This window comes from Cobetia sp. 5-25-4-2, from assembly GCF_013374075.1.
Classification (GTDB): domain Bacteria; phylum Pseudomonadota; class Gammaproteobacteria; order Pseudomonadales; family Halomonadaceae; genus Cobetia; species Cobetia marina.
The window spans coordinates 82562-100689 of the sequence record NZ_BLWK01000008.1 but is presented as its reverse complement, the minus strand read 5'-3'; the positions used below and the strand labels follow the sequence as shown (position 1 = coordinate 100689).

Annotated in this window: 15 protein-coding genes; 8 read left to right on the top strand and 7 right to left on the bottom strand. The window is 63.1% G+C overall.

Annotation, left to right across the window (positions count from 1 at the left end):
* The first annotated feature begins 57 nt into the window (after positions 1-57).
* The 4 genes from hisS (at position 58) to der (ending at position 5066) form a co-directional block, all read left to right on the top strand.
* Positions 58-1341, top strand: coding sequence for a histidine--tRNA ligase (hisS, locus tag HXS65_RS15320; RefSeq protein ID WP_127734456.1), 1284 nt, complete (start codon positions 58-60; stop codon positions 1339-1341).
* Between the two features lie 87 nt (positions 1342-1428).
* A complete protein-coding gene (locus HXS65_RS15315; RefSeq protein ID WP_084207900.1) occupies positions 1429-2085 on the top strand; it encodes a tetratricopeptide repeat protein in 657 nt (218 codons plus the stop codon).
* Complete coding sequence (gene bamB / locus HXS65_RS15310) at positions 2082-3242, top strand: outer membrane protein assembly factor BamB (protein WP_077380072.1); 1161 nt, start codon at positions 2082-2084, stop codon at positions 3240-3242. Before HXS65_RS15315 ends, bamB begins: the two co-directional genes overlap by 4 nt.
* Before the next feature lie 399 nt (positions 3243-3641).
* The gene (gene der, locus HXS65_RS15305) at positions 3642-5066 is read left to right on the top strand and encodes a ribosome biogenesis GTPase Der (protein ID WP_077380074.1); all 1425 of its coding nucleotides are present in this window, start codon (positions 3642-3644) and stop codon (positions 5064-5066) included.
* A 142-nt stretch (positions 5067-5208) separates the two neighbouring features.
* On the opposite strand, the gene HXS65_RS15300 is transcribed toward der, so the two are convergent.
* Positions 5209-6072: an ATP-binding protein gene (locus HXS65_RS15300; RefSeq protein ID WP_077380076.1), complete on the bottom strand. Its 864-nt coding sequence runs from the start codon at positions 6070-6072 to the stop codon at positions 5209-5211.
* A 239-nt stretch (positions 6073-6311) separates the two neighbouring features.
* Between HXS65_RS15300 and HXS65_RS15295 the strand changes: the two genes are divergently transcribed.
* Both HXS65_RS15295 and HXS65_RS15290 read left to right on the top strand, forming a co-directional pair.
* Positions 6312-7151: a M48 family metallopeptidase gene (locus tag HXS65_RS15295; protein ID WP_170877501.1), complete on the top strand. Its 840-nt coding sequence runs from the start codon at positions 6312-6314 to the stop codon at positions 7149-7151.
* Positions 7152-7435: 284 nt separating this feature from the next.
* Positions 7436-8623 carry an EAL domain-containing response regulator gene (locus HXS65_RS15290; protein WP_176494311.1) on the top strand — a complete coding sequence of 396 codons (1188 nt, stop codon included), beginning with the start codon at positions 7436-7438 and terminating at the stop codon, positions 8621-8623.
* Between the two features lie 232 nt (positions 8624-8855).
* On the opposite strand, the gene HXS65_RS15285 is transcribed toward HXS65_RS15290, so the two are convergent.
* Together HXS65_RS15285 and HXS65_RS15280 are read right to left on the bottom strand one after the other, a co-directional pair.
* Positions 8856-11267 (bottom strand): ATP-binding protein, encoded by a 2412-nt coding sequence (locus HXS65_RS15285; RefSeq protein ID WP_176494310.1) that lies wholly within the window; start codon positions 11265-11267, stop codon positions 8856-8858.
* Positions 11268-11315: 48 nt separating this feature from the next.
* Complete coding sequence (locus HXS65_RS15280) at positions 11316-11855, bottom strand: hypothetical protein (protein ID WP_240499648.1); 540 nt, start codon at positions 11853-11855, stop codon at positions 11316-11318.
* A 230-nt stretch (positions 11856-12085) separates the two neighbouring features.
* Between HXS65_RS15280 and HXS65_RS15275 the strand changes: the two genes are divergently transcribed.
* Positions 12086-12811, top strand: a complete 726-nt coding sequence (locus HXS65_RS15275; RefSeq protein ID WP_077380082.1) for a response regulator transcription factor — start codon at positions 12086-12088, stop codon at positions 12809-12811.
* Positions 12812-12955: 144 nt separating this feature from the next.
* Here the strand turns inward: HXS65_RS15275 and aroE are convergent, their stop codons facing one another.
* The 3 genes from aroE to HXS65_RS15260 form a co-directional block, all read right to left on the bottom strand.
* Positions 12956-13789, bottom strand: a complete 834-nt coding sequence (gene aroE, locus HXS65_RS15270) for a shikimate dehydrogenase (protein WP_176494325.1) — start codon at positions 13787-13789, stop codon at positions 12956-12958.
* A gap of 45 nt (positions 13790-13834) precedes the next feature.
* Positions 13835-14755 (bottom strand): oxygen-dependent coproporphyrinogen oxidase, encoded by a 921-nt coding sequence (gene hemF / locus HXS65_RS15265; RefSeq protein ID WP_077380086.1) that lies wholly within the window; start codon positions 14753-14755, stop codon positions 13835-13837.
* Positions 14756-14909: 154 nt separating this feature from the next.
* A complete protein-coding gene (locus HXS65_RS15260) occupies positions 14910-15491 on the bottom strand; it encodes an L-threonylcarbamoyladenylate synthase (protein WP_176494309.1) in 582 nt (193 codons plus the stop codon).
* A 255-nt stretch (positions 15492-15746) separates the two neighbouring features.
* On the opposite strand from HXS65_RS15260, the gene HXS65_RS15255 reads away from it, so the two are divergent.
* Entirely contained in the window at positions 15747-16640 is an 894-nt protein-coding gene (locus HXS65_RS15255; RefSeq protein ID WP_176494308.1) for a 5'-nucleotidase, lipoprotein e(P4) family, read from the top strand.
* Between the two features lie 190 nt (positions 16641-16830).
* Here HXS65_RS15255 and dprA read toward each other — a convergent pair whose 3' ends face one another.
* On the bottom strand, positions 16831-18090 hold the full coding sequence (gene dprA / locus HXS65_RS15250) for a DNA-processing protein DprA (RefSeq protein WP_254696564.1): 1260 nt from the start codon (positions 18088-18090) through the stop codon (positions 16831-16833).
* Between the last annotated feature and the right edge of the window lie 38 nt (positions 18091-18128).

The following is an 18128-nucleotide window of genomic DNA, read 5'->3' as shown; positions in this document are numbered from 1 at the left end:
GTCATGCTGCTGCATGCCGCTGCCGCGGGGAGATGCGCAAGGATTCAGGAGAGAACGTTGAGCACCAAGATCCAGGCCATCCGTGGCATGAACGACCTGCTGCCGGACCACTCACCGGTATGGCAATACTTCGAACGCCAGGTGCAGACCCTGATGGGCCAGTACGGCTATCGCGAGATTCGCACGCCCATCGTCGAGCAGACCGCGCTGTTCAAGCGCTCCATCGGCGAGGTGACCGACATCGTCGAGAAGGAGATGTACACCTTCGAGGATCGCAACGGCGACAGCCTGACCCTGCGTCCGGAAGGCACGGCCAGCTGCGTGCGCATGGCGATGGAGAACGGTCTGGTCCACAACCAGATCCAGCGCCTGTGGTATGCCGGCCCCATGTTCCGCCACGAGCGCCCGCAGAAAGGCCGTTATCGTCAGTTCCATCAGGTGGGTGTCGAAGCCTACGGCATGGATGGCCCGGACATCGATGCCGAGATGATCCTGATCTCGGCACGCCTGTGGCGTCAGCTGGGCCTGCTGGAGCACGTCACGCTCGAACTGAACTCACTGGGTAGCCTGGAAGCACGTGCTGCCTATCGTGACCTGCTGATCGAATACTTCGAGCAGCACCTGGATGTGCTCGACGAGGACGCCAAGCGTCGCCTGCACAGCAATCCGCTGCGCATTCTCGATACCAAGAACCCGGACATGGCCGCCGTCGTCGATGCCGCGCCGCGTCTCGGCGATCACCTGGATGAAGCTTCCCGCGTGCACTTCGAGGGCCTCAAGGCACGTCTCGATGCGGCGGGCATCCAGTACGTCATCAATCCGCGCCTGGTACGTGGCCTGGATTACTATTCGCGCAGCGTGTTCGAGTGGACCACCACCGCACTGGGCAGCCAGGGCACCGTGTGTGCCGGTGGCCGCTATGACAGCCTGTTCGAACAGCTGGGCGGCAAGCCGGTGCCGGCGGTCGGCTTCGCCATGGGTGTCGAGCGCCTGATCCTGCTGCTCGAGACACTGGAACTGGTCCCGGAGGCCGTGCGTGAGACCGTCGATGTCTATCTGATGTCGATGGGCGAGCAGGCCGAAGCCGAATCCATGCGTCTGGCCGAAGATCTGCGCAGCGCCCTGCCCGACCTGCGCCTCGTGCTGCATTGCGGCGGCGGCAGCTTCAAGAGCCAGATGAAGAAGGCCGACAAGAGCGGCGCACGCGTGGCATTGATTCTCGGTGAGAATGAAGTCATCGAAGGGACCGTGGGACTCAAGTTCCTGCGCGAGGAGCGTGATCAGGAAACCCTGAATCAGCGCGCCCTCGGCGAGCGTCTCGCGAGTGTCTTCAGCGCCTGAGACGGCCAGTGAATATCCGGCGGGGCCAGTGCGCCCCGCCTCCCGAATGCATGTGCCGGCGTACCGGCCAGGTCAAGGAGACCGCCCGTGGCGGAAGAGCTCAGAAGCGAAGAAGAACAGCTTGAGGCCATCAAGCGCTGGTGGAGCGAGAACGGCAAGTCACTGATCGCCGGTGTCGTGCTGGCCGGTGCCGGCATCTTTGCCTTCAAGGCCTGGCAGAATTACGAGGCCAGTCAGTCCGAGGCAGCCTCCATGCGCTATCAGCAGCTGATCAGCCTCGTCAGTCAGCCCACGCTGGAAGATGCGGGTGTCCAGCGGGCACGCAACCTGATCAGTGAGCTGGAAAGCGAGCACGCCGACAGTCTCTATACCCAGATGGCCCACCTGCTGGATGCCAGCATGTCGGTGAAGGCCGATGACCTCGACGCTGCCGCCAAGGCACTGCAGAGCGTGGTGGACAGCGACGCCGACAGCTATCTCAAGGGGCTGGCCAGCCTGCGTCTGGCCCGACTCCATGTGGAGCTCGGCGAGCAGGACAAGGCCTTGAGCCTGCTGGAGAACCCGCCCACGACCCTCGCGGCACAGGCCGCCGCCGTGCGCGGGGATGCACTGGTGGCACAAGGCAAGCGTGATGAAGCCGTCGCGGCCTATCAAGAAGCCAGCCGCCTGTCCGAGCAGAGCGGCCAGCCGGTCTACGGGCTGGATCTGAAACTCGCCGACCTCGCCGTGGAGAGCCCGTCATGAAACTGAATCACCGCCTGTCGCTGCCTGTGTCGCTGCTGACCGTCAGCCTGTTGGCCGGTTGCGCCAGCAGTGCCCAGCCAGAGTATGCCCCCAAGGAACTCGTCGACTTCGATGCCACGGTGGCGCTGGATTCCGCCTGGAGCGAATCGGTCGGCAACGGCCTGGGTCGCGCTCACTACCCGCTGGCCCCCATCGTGGCCAATGACCGGCTGTTCGTGGCGGCTGAAGAGGGTGAGCTGGAAGCCTTCGATGCCAAGACCGGCGACGAGGTCTGGCAGATCACCCTGCCGGCCGGCATCACCAGTGCACTGAATGCCGACCCGTCTCGCCTGTATGTCGGTACCCGCGATGGCAAGGTCAGCGCCATTGACCAGCAGGACGGCAGCATCGAATGGAGCACGCGAGTCTCCAGCGAAGTGCTGGCCGCACCTCAGTACAACGAGGAGCTGATCGTGGTGCAGAGCGTCGATGGCAGCGTGACCGCACTGGATCGCTTCACCGGCGAGGAACAGTGGGTCTATTCCGCGACCATCCCCGCGTTGACGCTGCGCGGCACCGGCGCACCGCGCGTCATCCAGCCGGTCACCTTTGCCGGCTTCGCCAATGGCAAGCTCGTGACCCTGGACAACCGCTCGGGTCAGGAGTTGTGGGACCTGCGGGTCGCGGTGCCCTCCGGGCGTACCGAAGTGGATCAGCTGGTGGATCTGGATGGCCAGCCGGTGCTGACCCGTGACGGTCGCCTGTACGTCACCAGCTACAACGGCCGTCTGATCGCGCTGGATGCTCGCAATGGCGAGCCGCTGTGGGACAAGCCTTCCTCCAGCTACCTGACACCGATCGTCGTGGGTGACTACCTGTTCAGCATCGACAACGCCAGCCACATCCTGGCGATGGATGCCAACACCGGCAACGTGCTGTGGAAATCGGAAGACCTCGAGGGTCGCTGGCTGACCTCACCCGCCTTCATCGATGGCAAGCTGGTGGTGGGAGATTATGAAGGCTACGTGCACCTGATCGATGCCCAGAGTGGGGAAATGGCTGGCCGCTACGACGTCGGTGGCGACGGCATCAGCATCACGCCGCTCACCGAAGGCAAGCGCATCTTCGTCTACACCAATGATGGCGAGCTGACCGCACTGGATCTCGAAGCTCCCTGAGTCTGGTCGGGAAGCTTCTGCAACGCATCAACGGCAGCCCCAGTGCTGCCGTTGATGCGTTGTGGGCACGCAATGCCGTCTACGCCATTGGTAGCGTCATGCTCGCAGTGCTAGAATACCGCCCCCGCTGACCACACGAGTCGGCTGACGCGCCAAGGTGTCGGCAGATTCGCTGAACTCAGCCCCGAGATCATTTCCGCAGAGAGTGCCAAGGCCCACTCTGCGGGCCATACTGGAGACACGCCTCGTCAGGCGCCTGCCGACGACGCCCTTCAGTGACCCAAGTCCGATATCATCGCTATCGCCCTGCCTGCACAAGGTGCTTTCCAGCCGTCATGGTTCGAAGCAGACCGCCCGGGGCCGGCATCGATGCTATCCCTGCGAATGCTGTGAGATTTCATGAACCCCGTGATCGCCCTGGTCGGCCGCCCGAATGTCGGCAAGTCGACGCTATTCAATCGCCTCACCAAGACCCGTGATGCCCTGGTCGCCGACTTCCCGGGCCTGACCCGTGACCGCAAGTACGGCACCGGCAAGGTCGGTGGCAAGCCCTACACCGTCATCGACACCGGCGGCATCAGCGGTGACGAGGAAGGTATCGACCTGATGATGGCGGGCCAGTCGCTGGCCGCCATCGATGAGGCCGACATCGTGCTGTTCATGGTCGACGCGCGCGCCGGCCTGAACATGGCCGATGAAGCCATCGCCAACCACCTGCGCATCAACCAGAAGAAGACCTGGCTGGTGGTCAACAAGACCGACGGCATGGACGAGGAAATCGGCAAGTCCGACTTCTGGACCCTGGGTCTGGGTGACCCGCGCGCCATCGCCGCCGAGCATGGTCGCAACGTCACCACGCTGCTGGAAGAGGTACTCTCCCCCTACCCGGAAGTCGAGGAAGGCGAAGACGAGGACCTGCATCCGGAGCTGGATGACCGCGGCGTGCGCATCGGCATCATCGGTCGCCCGAACGTCGGCAAGTCGACGCTGGTCAACCGCCTGCTGGGCGAGGAGCGCGTGGTCGTCTTTGACCAGGCCGGCACCACCACCGACGCCGTGGAGATTCCCTTCGAGCGTCGTGGCAAGCCGTATCTGCTGGTCGATACCGCCGGGATCCGTCGCCGCAAGAACGTGCGCGAAGTGGTGGAGAAGTTCTCCATCATCAAGACCCTGGAAGCGATCAAGAAGTGCAACGTCGCCGTGATGGTGCTCGATGCCCGTCAGGGCCTGGTCGAGCAGGATCTCCACCTGTTGGACTTCGTGCTGACCAGCGGTCGCGCTCTGGTGCTGGTGGTCAACAAGTGGGATGGCCTGGAAAGCGAAGCCAAGGAGAAGATGCGTTCCGAGATCAAGCGTCGCCTGGGCTTTGCCGACTACGCCGACCTGCACTTCATCTCCGCACTGCACGGTACGGCGGTGGGTGACCTCTACCCGTCCATCGACCGCGCCTTCGAGAGTGCCGTGGCCCGCTGGTCAACCAAACGCCTGACCACCCTGCTGCAGGATGCCACTCAGGCGCACCAGCCGCCGATGGTCAACGGCCGTCGCATCAAGCTGCGCATGGCGCACCAGGGCGGCGCCAATCCGCCGCTGATCGTGGTGCACGGCAACCAGACCAACAAGCTGCCGGAAGCCTACAAGCGCTATCTGACCAACACCTTCCGCAAGGTGCTCAAGGTCAAGGGCACGCCGATGCGCTTTGAGTTCCGCTCAGGCGACAACCCCTTCGACGGTGCCCAGGGCAGCGATGACCGCGAGCGCGCGAAAGAGCGTTCACTGGCGCGCACCAAGGAAGCCCGCAAGGAACGCAAGCAACGCCGCTGATCACAGCCGCCGCGCATGCTCTGAACAGGTTCCGCACCTGAACGACGCCGCCCCCGCAGATGACTGCAGGGGCGGCGTCTTCGTCTGGGCGCATTGCCTCAGGCCAGTGGCCAGTGCTGCACACTCCGGTCATATGATGGCATCAGGCTTCCAGCGTCTTCTGTCCCGCCCACAGATTGGCGAACTGCCAGGCAGCACGCCCGCTGCGCACCCCGCGCTGAGTGGCGTAACGCAACGCCTCGGCACGCGCCGCCTCGTCGAAGCTGCCCGCGCCGAGACGCCATTCCACCCAGTGCTGACAGGTCTCCAGGTAGGCATCCTGATTGAAGGGATGGAAGGCCAGCCACAGGCCGAAGCGGTCCGACAGCGAGATCTTCTCTTCCACCGCATCGCCATGATGCAGCTCGCCATCGACGATATGGGTGTCGTGATTGTCGCTCATGTGCTCCGGCAGCAGATGACGACGGTTGGACGTGGCGTACAGCAGCACGTTCTCCGGCGGGCCCGTCAGGGTGCCATCCAACACGCTCTTGAGCGCCTTGTAGGCGTCATCGCTACCCTCGAAGGACAGGTCATCACAATAGACGATGAAGCGGTGCGGCTGTTGTGCCAGCTCGGCGACCAGCCCCGGCAGCGCCGGCAGGTCGTGACGGTCTATCTGGATCAACCGCAGGCCTTCACTGCCCAGGGTGTTGAGCAGCGCACGTACCAGCGATGACTTGCCGGTGCCACGCGCGCCCCACAGCAGCGCGTGGTTGGCCGGCCGACCCGCCAGGAAGGCGCGGGTATTGGCCAGCAGCTCGCGCTTCTGACGGGCGATGCCGAGCAGATCCTCGAGCGTCAGGGCATCACGCGGCGCGATCGGGGTCAGGCGGCCGCCCAGGGGGTGGCGGGTCCACAAGGCGGCGACGTCTCGTGTCCAGTCCACCTCGACAGCCGTCGGCGGCAGCATCGGCTCCAGACGGTCCAGCAACTGCGAGAGGCGGTGTTCAAACTCTGGTGACATGATGACTCCCTGTCAGGTACATGGGGCAAGGGCCGTGGCAGGCCCATGAGATCGCGCCCAGTATCTCATGCCCGGCGAGCCCGTCTGGCCTGACGTTGCTGTGATCTCAGCAACGTATCATTTCGCTGACTGCACCACTGCGCCTATCCGGTTATGCTGTCTGCACGTTTCTTGCACGTTCAGCACCGCCTTGCCGTGCACTCGAAGGTTGTCATCGTCACCATTGCCAGGAGGCCTCAATGCCAGGATTGCTCGATCACTCATCTCCCCGCGCCCTGCGCCGTCTGCTCCCGCTGGCGGCTCTTGCGGCGTCCGTCACCCTGAGTGCCTGCGCCAGTTCTCCTCTGGGCCGAAGCCAATTGACGCTCTATTCGGATCAGGAGCTGGAGAAGATGGGAGAAGCCAGCTTCAGCAAGTACCAACAGGAGCTGCCGGTGGTGGAAGGCCGCCAGGATGCCTATGTCAGCTGCGTGGCAGATGCCGTGACCGCCAAGGTGCCCGCCAGCTATGGCATCAGCGAGTGGCAGGTCAAGGTATTCGAGGATGACTCTGCCAATGCCTTCGCACTGCCGGGCGGCTACATCGGCGTCAACACCGGTCTGCTGGAAGTCGCCGAGAATCAGGATCAGCTGGCGACCGTCATCGGCCATGAGATCGCCCACGTGCTGGCCCGCCATGCCAATGAGCGCGTCTCGACCCAATCCCTGACGTCCGCAGGTCTTTCCCTGACCCAGGCACTGGCCGGGCTGGAAGGCACCGGTGGTGATCAGCTCATGGGATTGCTGGGCATGGGCGCCGAATATGGCGTGCTCAAGCCGTTCTCGCGTTCACATGAGTCCGAAGCCGACCTGCTGGGGCTGGACCTGATGGCCGAAGCCGGCTTTGACCCACGTGCCAGCATCAAGCTGTGGGCCAACATGAACGCCTCCGGTGGCGCTCAGCCCCCGGTCTGGATGTCCACTCACCCCAGTGACGAGCAGCGCATGACCGCGCTCAACGAGCGCCTCGAGACCGCATTGCCGACCTACCAACAGGCACGGGCCGCCGGCGAGAAGCCCAACTGCGACAGGCTGCGCTGAGCCGGCTTACGCAGGAGAACGTCCCCGTCTGCCAGAGGCGCCTGTCGGGCGCCTCTGGCATCTCTGCCGCGCATTCATCGATCTCGTGTCCCGACGTCTCACCGCCGTGCGCCACTCTGAATCCGGACGACTCCACCAGGCGCATGAATGTAAAAAGGTGGCGCCAAATGTGTCGATATACGCGTTGTGAGTGGCGACGTTGCTAGTCTTCAGACATGCGCTCACCTACCCCTCGAGAAATGTCACCGTGAGCGTCCTCTCGCCCCCAGCCAAGGATGTATCACATGACGCGACATGCACTCATCATCGACGATGATCCGGACTTTCGTGAGCTGATCGCCGGACTGCTTTCCACCTTCGGATTCAGCTGCATGGAAAGTGAGGGACTGCAGGACATCGCCTGTGACCCTTCCTCTCTGCAGGCAGACCTCATCCTGGTGGATTATGAACTGGGGGACTTCACCGGCGCTGATGTTCTCAGCTATCTGCGTGAGCGCAATGTCGAGGCGGGCATCATTCTGATGAGCGCCTGTCACGATGACGACATGCAGGCGATGATCAATCAGGGCCGACGCAGTGGCCTGGACATGCTGGGACAGCTCAGCAAGCCGTTCGATCTCAAGCATCTGGCGTCCATGCTCAATGATCTCGATGAACACCATAATCCGCTGACGCTCGCGGAGCTGGATGAGGCTCTGGCCCAGCAGCAGCTGCATCTCGTCTATCAACCCAAGATCGATCTTGCCAGTGGCCAGCTGAGTGGTGCCGAGGCCCTCGTGCGTTGGCATCACCCTCTGCGCGGCATGGTCATGCCCAACCAGTTCATCGCCCTGGCGGAGCGCAGCAATCGCATCGAATCGCTTACCTGGCAGGTCATCAATCAGGGATTCGGTCAGCAGCAGGAGTGGCAATCACAGGGCCTCACGCTGAATCTGGCGCTCAATCTTTCCCCACAACTGCTTCGCTCGCGTGACATGCTGAAGAAGCTTGATGCGCTTGCCAGCCAGCATCAGGTCGACCCCCATACGATCACTCTGGAGCTCACGGAAAGTTGCGGTATCGACTGTCTGACCTACGCCCGCCATCTCCTGAACGCCATTCGCGAGCGCGGTTATCGCCTGGCACTGGATGACTTCGGTACCGGCTTCTCCTCGATGATGCAGCTCTACAATCTGCCCTTTGACGAGCTGAAGATCGACCAGTGCTTCGTCGGCCGCAGCGATAGCCACCCGGAAGCCCGTGCCATCACGCGCACCATCGTCGAGCTTGGCCAGCGACTCAATCTCGCTGTCGTCGGGGAAGGCATCGAGACGACACAGCAACGCGACTACCTCTGCGATACTCGCTGCAATCTCGGCCAGGGCTATCTCTTCGCGCGGCCCATGACAGTCACCGACTTCAATGCCTGGAGCCACTGCCCACCCACTGTCGTCAGTGCCCTCATCCAGCGCCATGCGCCTTCCGTTCACTGACAGACAGGCTTCCCATCAACGCATGCCCGGATCAAGAAAGCCGACTCGAGCAAGCGGATGCTCCTTCAAGACAGAAACGCCACTCATGTCACCATGGGTGGCGTTTCTGTCTTGCGAGCCCTGCACTTCCTGCACTTCCTGCACTCTTTTCTCTTCCGTTTCACTTCCCTTCGCTCGCCTATCGCCCTCACATGAGGGCTCCTGCAAAAGGCACTTCAGGAGAAAAGGCCCTTCAGGAGAGCAGATATCCCTGCTCGAGAAGACTGTCGCGCGTCGGCACACTCAAGGCGCGCAGCGTGGCGACATGATGATGAACCCGGGTCATGTCTTCGGAGATCGCGGCCTCCTCCAACGCCCTGGCACCGCTGGCGATACCGCTGCATCCCAACGAAGCAGAGGCCCCTTTCAGGGAATGCGCTTCCCGCTTGAGCTCCCCGAGATCCCTCTGCTGCAGCAGGGTCAACATCACGTCGAGTCGCCCCTCGAGGCGCGCCAGGTAATTGCTCAACAGTCGTGAGTAAGCCTCGCGACTCAGGGTGGCAAGCAGCTCCTGACAGGTCGCCTGCTGAAGCAGCGATGACGGATTGCCCTGCAGGTCACACTGATCAGAGGCCGGATCGGCGCCAGCATGTGTCTCGTCAGATGACGGCTCCGTACCGAGCGGCGCCGCTTGCTCATCCGCCAACGGCACGTTGACGCCACTGGCGGAGGGCTCCTCCGCCAGGCTCGCCATGGCGAGAACTTCCGTGCCAGATTTCGCGTCAGACTCCGCGCCAGAGCCCACACCAGCGTCCACGGGGATCTCCCGCTGGCGGGACGTCAGATATTGGTGCAGCACCTGCTGCAGGTCATCACGAGTGAAGGGTTTGTGCAGGACACCGTCCATTCCGGCCTCGATGCAACGGCGTGCATCTTCCTGCATCACGTTGGCAGTCATCGCGATGATCGGCAGGCGGGTCGCGGACGTCTCGGCTTCCCGTTGACGCCAGCGTCGTGTCGTCTCCAGACCATCCAGCACTGGCATCTGCATGTCCATGAAGATCAGATCAACCTCATGGTCCGCCTGCGACAGCCAGGCCAGCGCCTGCTCACCCTCCTCGACGATCGTGACCTGCTGCCCCAGATATTCCAGCATTGCGCGAGCCAGCGACTGATTGACCTCGTTGTCTTCCACCACCAGAACGCGGGCCTCGGGCAAGGGGGCTTCCCTCGCCGTCTGCTGGGGGCAGGCCTCGGAGGCTGTCAGCACCGGCAACGGCACGCGACACCAGAATCGACTGCCGAGGCCAAGATGACTCTCCACGCCGATCTCTCCACCCATTGCCTCCACCAGCCGCTTGCAGATGGCCAACCCCAGCCCGGTCCCTTCATGGCGACGTGCCATCGAGGTATCCACCTGGGTGAAGGGGGCAAACAGCTGACTCACCTGGTCAGAGGCGATACCGCAACCGCTGTCGTGGACCTCGAAATGAAGGGTCTCGTCCTCTTGCGACGACACCCGCAACCGGATGGTCCCCTGGGGACAGAACTTGAACGCGTTGTTGAGCAGGTTGGTCAGCACCTGGCGCAGACGATTGACGTCTCCCTCGACCCAGACAGGCAGGTCATCGGCAAGCTCCTCCAGGAAGATGCGCGAGCACCCCTTGCCGGCACCGTCTGCCTGACGGGTGTAATGCGCGGACAATGACTCGAGAAAGTCGGGCAGCGAGAAGCAGCGCCGGTCCAGCTCCAGCTTGCCGGCCTCGATCTTGGAATAATCCAGCACGTCATTGATGACGGCCTGCAGACTCTCGGCACTCTGACGCAGCATCACCAGATATTGCTGCCCACGCTGGGTCGAGACTTCCTCACCGATGAGGTCCGATACGCCGACCATGCCGTTGAGAGGCGTGCGTATCTCATGACTCATGATCGCCATGAATTCCGACTTGGCACGACTGGCGGCCTGCGCCAGCTGCACCATGCCATCCAGCTCCTGCGTACGCTCCTCCAGCTTGCGGGTCTTGGAGGCCCGCCCGCGACTCTCGACGATCAGAGCGACCACCAGGACAGTGCCGCTCAGAGTCATCAGCAGGACCAGTGACAGCGCGAGTGCATACAGATTGAGAAGCTCCGTACGCTCCTTCGTGCGCTGCAAGGCAGCTTCCGCATTGATATCCAGCAGCAGCTTGCCTGTCTGCTCCTGAAGAGAGACCAGGCGACTGAGCAGCTGCGCGTAGAGTGCCTCTTCACGCTGCTGACGACTCGCAAGCTCCATGATGCCGTTGTCCAGCACCTCGATTCTGGGCAGCATCGCCAGCAGCTGGACATGCAGTTCCGGCATCCCCGCCAGCATGCTGCCGAGTTGACCGTTCTGCAGCAGCTGTACCCGGCTGTACAGGATGTCCAGACGCAACAGCAGCTCACTGTCATCCATCAGTTCCGGTGGCGTGGGAGACTGCTGCTCCTCTGCCACCACCATGCGCAGCTCGCGCACCTCCCTGTCGAACTGATAGACCGCCCAGATCAGGTTCTCGCGCAGCTTGTGCTCAAGGGCCTGCTGGCGTTGGTAGACCAACACGCCAGTCACCAGTGCCGAGACGAAAAACAGCGTCGCGGCAATGGCGATGGCGGTTCTGAAATGCAGAGAACGAAGAGGATTCATGCACAGGCATCCTGCCAGAGCTCATCAGACGGAGCGGAGAATGTGGGCTCAGCGTTCGATGACGATCCGCTTCACCTGCCAGACAGAGCGAGTCATGATTTCCTCGTTGAGGAGATCCGGCTGCTCGCTGAAGGGATAGATGATGAAGATCGGGCCATTGTCGCGTACCCGAAGACGCTTGCCCTCGGCCTGCATGGCCAGTATCACCGGGTAGTCGAAGTAATCCTGCACCGGGGCATTGGCCGCGTAGTCATTGAGCGCGACGATGCGCATGGTGCCACTGTCAACGCCCACCGCCTCCATCAGCGCCGAACCGAGCGGTCCGCTGAAGCTGACTTCACCGTCATGCCATGGCGTGGTGGTCACGGTTTCCCGCTGTGGCAGCGCTTGTAGCATCGCGCGATCGAAATGTGCCTCATCACCGGCATTGACGTGACGGATATCACCCGTGACGCGCAGCACGACCGGCCCTTGCGGTGCTTCCAGCGCCATGGCGAAGGGTGAGAGCGACAACGCCATCAGCAGGAGCCAGTGGCGCATGCGACGTGACGCCAGAATGAAGCGGCGTGAGAGTACGAGAAGAGGCATGAGGGAGACTCCTGTTGATCATGGGTAGCCATTGATCACGGCCAGTGATTCACCGTCGCGAGGCATCATCGCCAATCACGAGCCACCATGAGCAGAGGTGCACGACAGCAAGAGAGCAGCTGGAAACGAGTATAAGCCGCCATCGTCGGGCCAAACGTGAACCATTGTGACGCGGTCTCACGCAAGGGGCGCGTAGACTGCTGGTCATACCCACGCAGGGAGGCAACGACATGCATATCGGCATTCTCGAAGATGACCATGATCAACGTGATTATCTGACCCTGTGTCTCGAGTCCCAGGGGCATGAAGTGGCAGGATTCGAACGCGCGAGCCAACTGTTGCGCGCATTGCGTGAACGCAGCTTCGATCTGCTGATCATCGACTGGCAGCTGCCGGATGCCTGCGGCATGGAACTGACGCGTACGCTGCGCAATGAACACGGCTGGCAGGGGTTGATCCTGTTCATCACCGCAAGCCAGGGAGAGGAGGATGTCGTGCATGCCTTGCAGCATGGTGCCGACGACTTCCTGAGCAAACCCATCAATCCCAGAGAGCTGTCAGCCCGGGTGTCCGCGCTGGGACGACGCCTTGCCAACAGCAAGGCCAGCAATGGATCGCAGGAAGTGGAAGCGCTCCCCGGCCAGTACCGGATCGAACAGGATGAGCACACCATCTGGTGCGGCGAACATCCCGTCAATCTGACGCAGCGCGAATACCGGCTTGCCGTGCTGCTGTTGCGTCATGTTGGAGAGCTGTTCTCGCGGGCTTACCTGCTCGAGATGGTCTGGGGGATCAATGGCGACATCTCCACCCGCACCGTCGACACCCATATCAGTCGCCTGCGCCGCAAGCTGGAACTCGACGGTCGGCGTGGCCTGCGCCTGAAGAGCGTGTATCAACATGGCTATCGTCTGGAAACCTGCACGCCATCGGCGCTGTCCGCTGCCAGCGCTTGAGAATCGTACCCACCTCCTCGGTATCCACTTTCTTTTCTGTCCCGCAACGCAAGGAGCCGGCACGTCGTTGAATGAAGTGCCGGCTCCTGCATGCATCCCGGACACCCGGGCTGCAGTCACTGACTGACCTGCCTCAGCGACCTGTCAGCCGCTGACCAGCATCTTGCGCAGCATGTCCGCCACGGGTGCCGTATCCGGGCGCTTGTGGCGCCACAGGAAGTAGGACTCGGCTGCCTGCTCCACCAGCATGCCGAGACCATCCTCGCCCCGTGCCCCCTGCTCGCTGGCCCAGCGCATGAAGACGGTCGGCTCGGCGGCATACATCATGTCGTAGGCCAGTGCCTGCGATGAGAACAACGAGTCCGGCAACGGCGGCAACTCACCGCCCAGCGATGCGCTGGTGCCATTGATGACCAGATCGAACTGACCCTCGATGGCCTCGTAGCTGCCACCGGAGAGCTGACAGCCATCTCCCGCCAGGTCCGCGAAGTCCTCGGCCAGCGCGCTGGCCTTGGCAGCGGTGCGATTGGCGACCACCAATGCCGCAGGCTGCTTGGCCAACAGAGGCTCCAGCACGCCACGCACGGCGCCGCCAGCGCCAAGAATCAGGATACGCGCGTCCGTGAGCGGGGCCTCGAGACGCTCGAGGTCACGGGTCAGCCCGACGCCATCAGTGGTATCGCCATACAGCTGGCCATTCTTGCCCAGCAGCAGAGTATTCACGGCACCGGCGCGACGAGCTCGCGGACTCAATACCTCGACCAGCCGATAGGCCTGCTCCTTGAAGGGCATGGTGACATTCGCCCCCTGCCCGCCTTCAGCGACGAACTCGGCCCAGCCAGCCGCGAAGTCATCCACCGGCGCCAGTCGCGCCTCGTAGCTCAGGGAGTCCTTGAGCTGCTCAGCGAAGGCACGATGAATCAGCGGGGATTTCGAGTGGGCAATCGGGTTGCCGAATACAGCGTAGCGGGACATCAGGACTCCGGTGACAATCACAGTGAAACATCAGGGCCAATGACGCGATCAGGCCTCTTCGCCCAGCCAGTCGCGGGCATGCAGGAAGTCACGATAGAGCGCGGCTTCGGGACTGCCTTCCTCGGGCTGGTAACCATACTCCCAGTGGACCACCGGCGGCATCGACATCAGGATGGACTCGGTGCGTCCGCCGCTCTGCAGGCCGAACAGGGTGCCACGGTCCCAGACCAGATTGAATTCCACGTACCGGCCACGACGATAGAGCTGGAAGTTGCGTTCACGCTCGCCATGGGCCGTATCACGACGGCGCTCGACGATGGGCAGATAGGCATCGAGGAAGCTGTCTCCCACTGACTGCTGGAAGGCGAAGCAACGCTCGAAGCCCCACTCGTTGAGATCATCGAAGAACAGGCCGCCGATGCCACGCGTCTCACCGCGATGCTTGAGATAGAAATACTCGTCACACCAGGCCTTGTAGCGAGGATAGACATCACTGCCGAAGGCGATGCAGGCATCGTGCGCGGTCTGGTGCCAATGACGGGCATCTTCCAGCACCGGATAGAACGGCGTCAGGTCGTAACCGCCTCCGAACCACCAGACCGGCTCCTCGCCTTCCTTCTCGGCGATGAAGAAGCGCACGTTGCCATGACTGGTCGGGACATGCGGATTATGGGGATGCAACACCCAGCTGACCCCCACCGCGTGGAAACTGCGGCCCGCCAGTTCAGGGCGAACGGCAGTCGCCGAGGCCGGCAGCTCATGACCGAAGACATGCGAGAAATTGACGCCGCCCTTCTCGAAGACACCGCCATTCTCGATGACTCGTGAGCGGCCGCCGCCACCTTCGGCACGCTCCCAGCTGTCTTCCCGAAAGTCAGCCTTGCCATCGCAGGCTTGCAATGCATCACACAGGCGGTCCTGCAGGTCGAGCAGGTAGACCTTCACGTCTTCAAGATTGGCGTGTGCCACGATGCCTCCGGTGAATCGAAAAATGAAAGATGTCAAAGCGACGATAACGTCGCTGCGCTTGCCGAGGAAAACGAAAGCGCCAGCATACCCCTCCCGCGCGGGCCGGGCAGACGAACTCGTCTGCGTGCCTGACCTGCATCAAGAAAGTGAACGCTCAGGCCCGCAGGACCTCGCCGGTCACCAGATCACGAATGGTACTGGGGCGAGGATTGCCGCCCAGCGGCCCCGTCAGAATCACGTCATCCGCCAGCGCCTCACCGAAGGCAGCCTGCACTTCGGCAGCCGTCATCGCCGGAGCGTCTCCCGCACGATTGGCCGAGGTGGATACCAGCGGGCCATCCAGCGCCGCACACAGCGCCTGGACCAGAGGATGATCACTGACACGTACCGCCAGACTCACGTGCTCTCCCTTGAGCAGCGGATGGGCGCGACCATTGTCAGGCACCAGCCAGGTGAAGGGGCCAGGCCAGCTGGCCATCAACCGTTCACGTTGCTGCTCGGAGATCCCTTCAAGCCAGGGCTCGATCTGCATCACGTCGCCGGCGATCAGGATCAGTCCCTTGGACGGATCGCGCTCCTTGAGCCGGATCAGGCGCGACAGCGCCTCGCCATCGTCGGGGTCACATCCCAACCCCCACACGGCCTCGGTGGGATAGGCGACGATGCCGCCACCACGCACATGCTCGGCAGCCGCCGCTACCGCGGAAAGATCGAACGAAACAGCACTGGCATTCATGATCCGCACGGACTCCTGGAAATGGACACTGGCAGAGGGGATACGGCGAGGCGGCTTGCCTGTCGCCGCATCGACAGTCGGCGGATTCTACCACGCCACTCAGCGCGAGGCCGACGCAACGCTGAGTCGCGCAGGCATGACTTATGATGGCACCGACATCACGTCATCATCCCGCAATCGCATCATCCCTGGATCACGATGACCGCAGGTCACCACGAATCCACCCTCTCCTCCCGAACAAGGAAACCCTGCCTCATGCGCCGTCTTGCGACCCTCGGTACGTCTGCCGCCCTCCTGTTGACGATGGCCGGCTGTGCCAGCTCTGGAGCCCCGACAGCGGAACAGACGCCTTCCCTGAATTCCACCGAAGGTGGGGCCCCCGCCGCCGCCCAGGCCGCTCCACTCAGCGACCAGGCCATGCTGGCGACCCTCTGGATACAACGCAGCGCTGAATTCCATGGTCTGTCGCTGCAGGCCTTCAATGTGGCGCACGATCGCCTGAATCTGGCACTCGCGCGTCGCAGTGCCGAGGACAAGCCACTCGCGGTGGTCGTGGATGTCGATGATACCGTGCTCGACACCACCAGCTATGGTGGCTGGGCGCTGCGCGAAGGCCGTACCTACGACAGCCAGAGCTGGGCGGACTGGGTAGACGACGCCGTCTCCACCGCCTCCCCGGGCGCCGTCGACTTCCTCAACTACGCCCACGACAGCGGTGTCGATGTCTACTACATCACCAATCGCAAGGCAGGCGGCAAGCAGGCGACCATCGACAATCTCGCCACACTGGGCTTCCCGCAGGCGAATGCCGAGCACGTGATGCCGCGTACCGACAGCTCCGACAAGACCGCACGCCGCGCCAGCGTCACGGCCGAGCACGACATCGTCATCCTGATGGGTGACAACCTGGGGGACTTCGATCAGGCCTTCCAGCAAGCCACCAGCGCGGCACGCCACGCGGAAGTCGAGAAGCAGGCCGGTGAATTCGGACGCCGCTTCATCATGCTGCCCAACCCGACCTACGGCGAGTGGGAAGGTGTCGTCTATGACGGCAACTGGGGGGCAAGCGATGCAGAGAAGCGTGCCATGCGCGAGGCGGCACTGAATGTCTGGCAACCCGAGAGCGGCAGCGTCAGCCAAGGCAAGTGAGTTCACGTTGCCGGCCATGCATGGCCGGCAACGCCCTCAGGCGAGCGTGACTCGCCTGAGGGTTGCAGAAAACAGGAACGCCCTTCAGATGCCGCCGAGGCAGCGCTGAAGGGCGTTTTGATGTCTAGAGACGGCTCGCTGCGCAAGCTTGCGTGAAACACGACGGGCCATGACGGGATGTCTGAACGGCTTACAGGCGTTTCCAGCCTCCCGGCGCCTGCACCACACGCCCTTCCAGCTCCAGCTCCAGAAGCTGCATGCTCAGGACACTCACATGCGTCCCCGAGAGCTCCACCAGTTGATCCAGTGCCAGTGGCATCGCACTCAGATAACACAGCGGGGCAGGCACAGGTGACGTCTCCGCGACAGGCCTGTCCCCCTCCAGCAGCGGCAGATTCTCGGGTAGCGCATTGCCGCGCGCCCCCGTCGGCACGGAACGGGAGGAGGAGACGCGAGGCGTGGATGGCGAGTCAACGACACCTCGAGGGCTGGCCAAGGGGCGACGCTGCTCCGTCGGCATCAGATGGCTCAGCTCGGCGAGCATGTCATCGACATCACGTACCAAGGTAGCCCCCTGACGGATCAGCTCCAGACATCCGCTGGAGGCGATGTCATCGATCCGCCCGGGCAAAGCGAAGACCTCGCGGTTCTGCTCCATCGCCAGACGCGCGCTGACCAACGAGCCGCTGCGCAGCGTGGCCTCCACCACCAGCACGCCATGCGAGAGGCCGGTGATCAGACGATTGCGACGCGGGAAATGACGGGCATGCGCCCCGGTACCAGGCGGATGCTCCGACAGCAGCAGGCCTCCGCTCTCCAGCAGCCGGAGCCGCAACTGATGGTGCTGGGCAGGATAGGTCACGTCGACGCCACACCCGAGCACGGCGAGAGTCGAGGGTGGCGCGGGATAGGCATCGGCTTCCAGGCGCAGCGCAGCATTCAAGGCCCCCTGATGCGCTGCGGCATCGATGCCCAGCGCCAGGCCACTGGCAACGCTCCAGCCCCGGGAGACCAGCTCGGCGGCCAGGTCATGCGCATGCGTCATGCCAGCGGGGCTCGCCTTGCGGGCACCGACGATGGCCAGCATGGGCTGCTCGAGCAGGGAGCGCCTGCCCAGGGCCCACAGCGCGATGGGCGGGTCTGGCAACAGCGCCAGCATGGCAGGCCAGTCGGCATCGGCGGGGGTCAGCAGATGACGCCCCTGCTCTGGCGCATGCCAGGCAAGATCCGTCATCACCTGCTGATGAAGCGGTGAAGATGCGGGTCGCTCACACCACAGCCGCACAGGCGCGGCAAGGCGCGACGGCAGTGCCGCCAGCCACCCCTGTGGCCAGTCAGCTCGTTCAAGCAGCTTGGCCACGGTGTGCGTACCGATACCCGGAAGACGCGCCAGAAAGACGAAATCCGCCCGCGAGGGGCGGCGCTGCTCGACATCACCATCGATCGACACGCCACACCTCCCGAGCGGATGCTCACAGTTGCGGATCA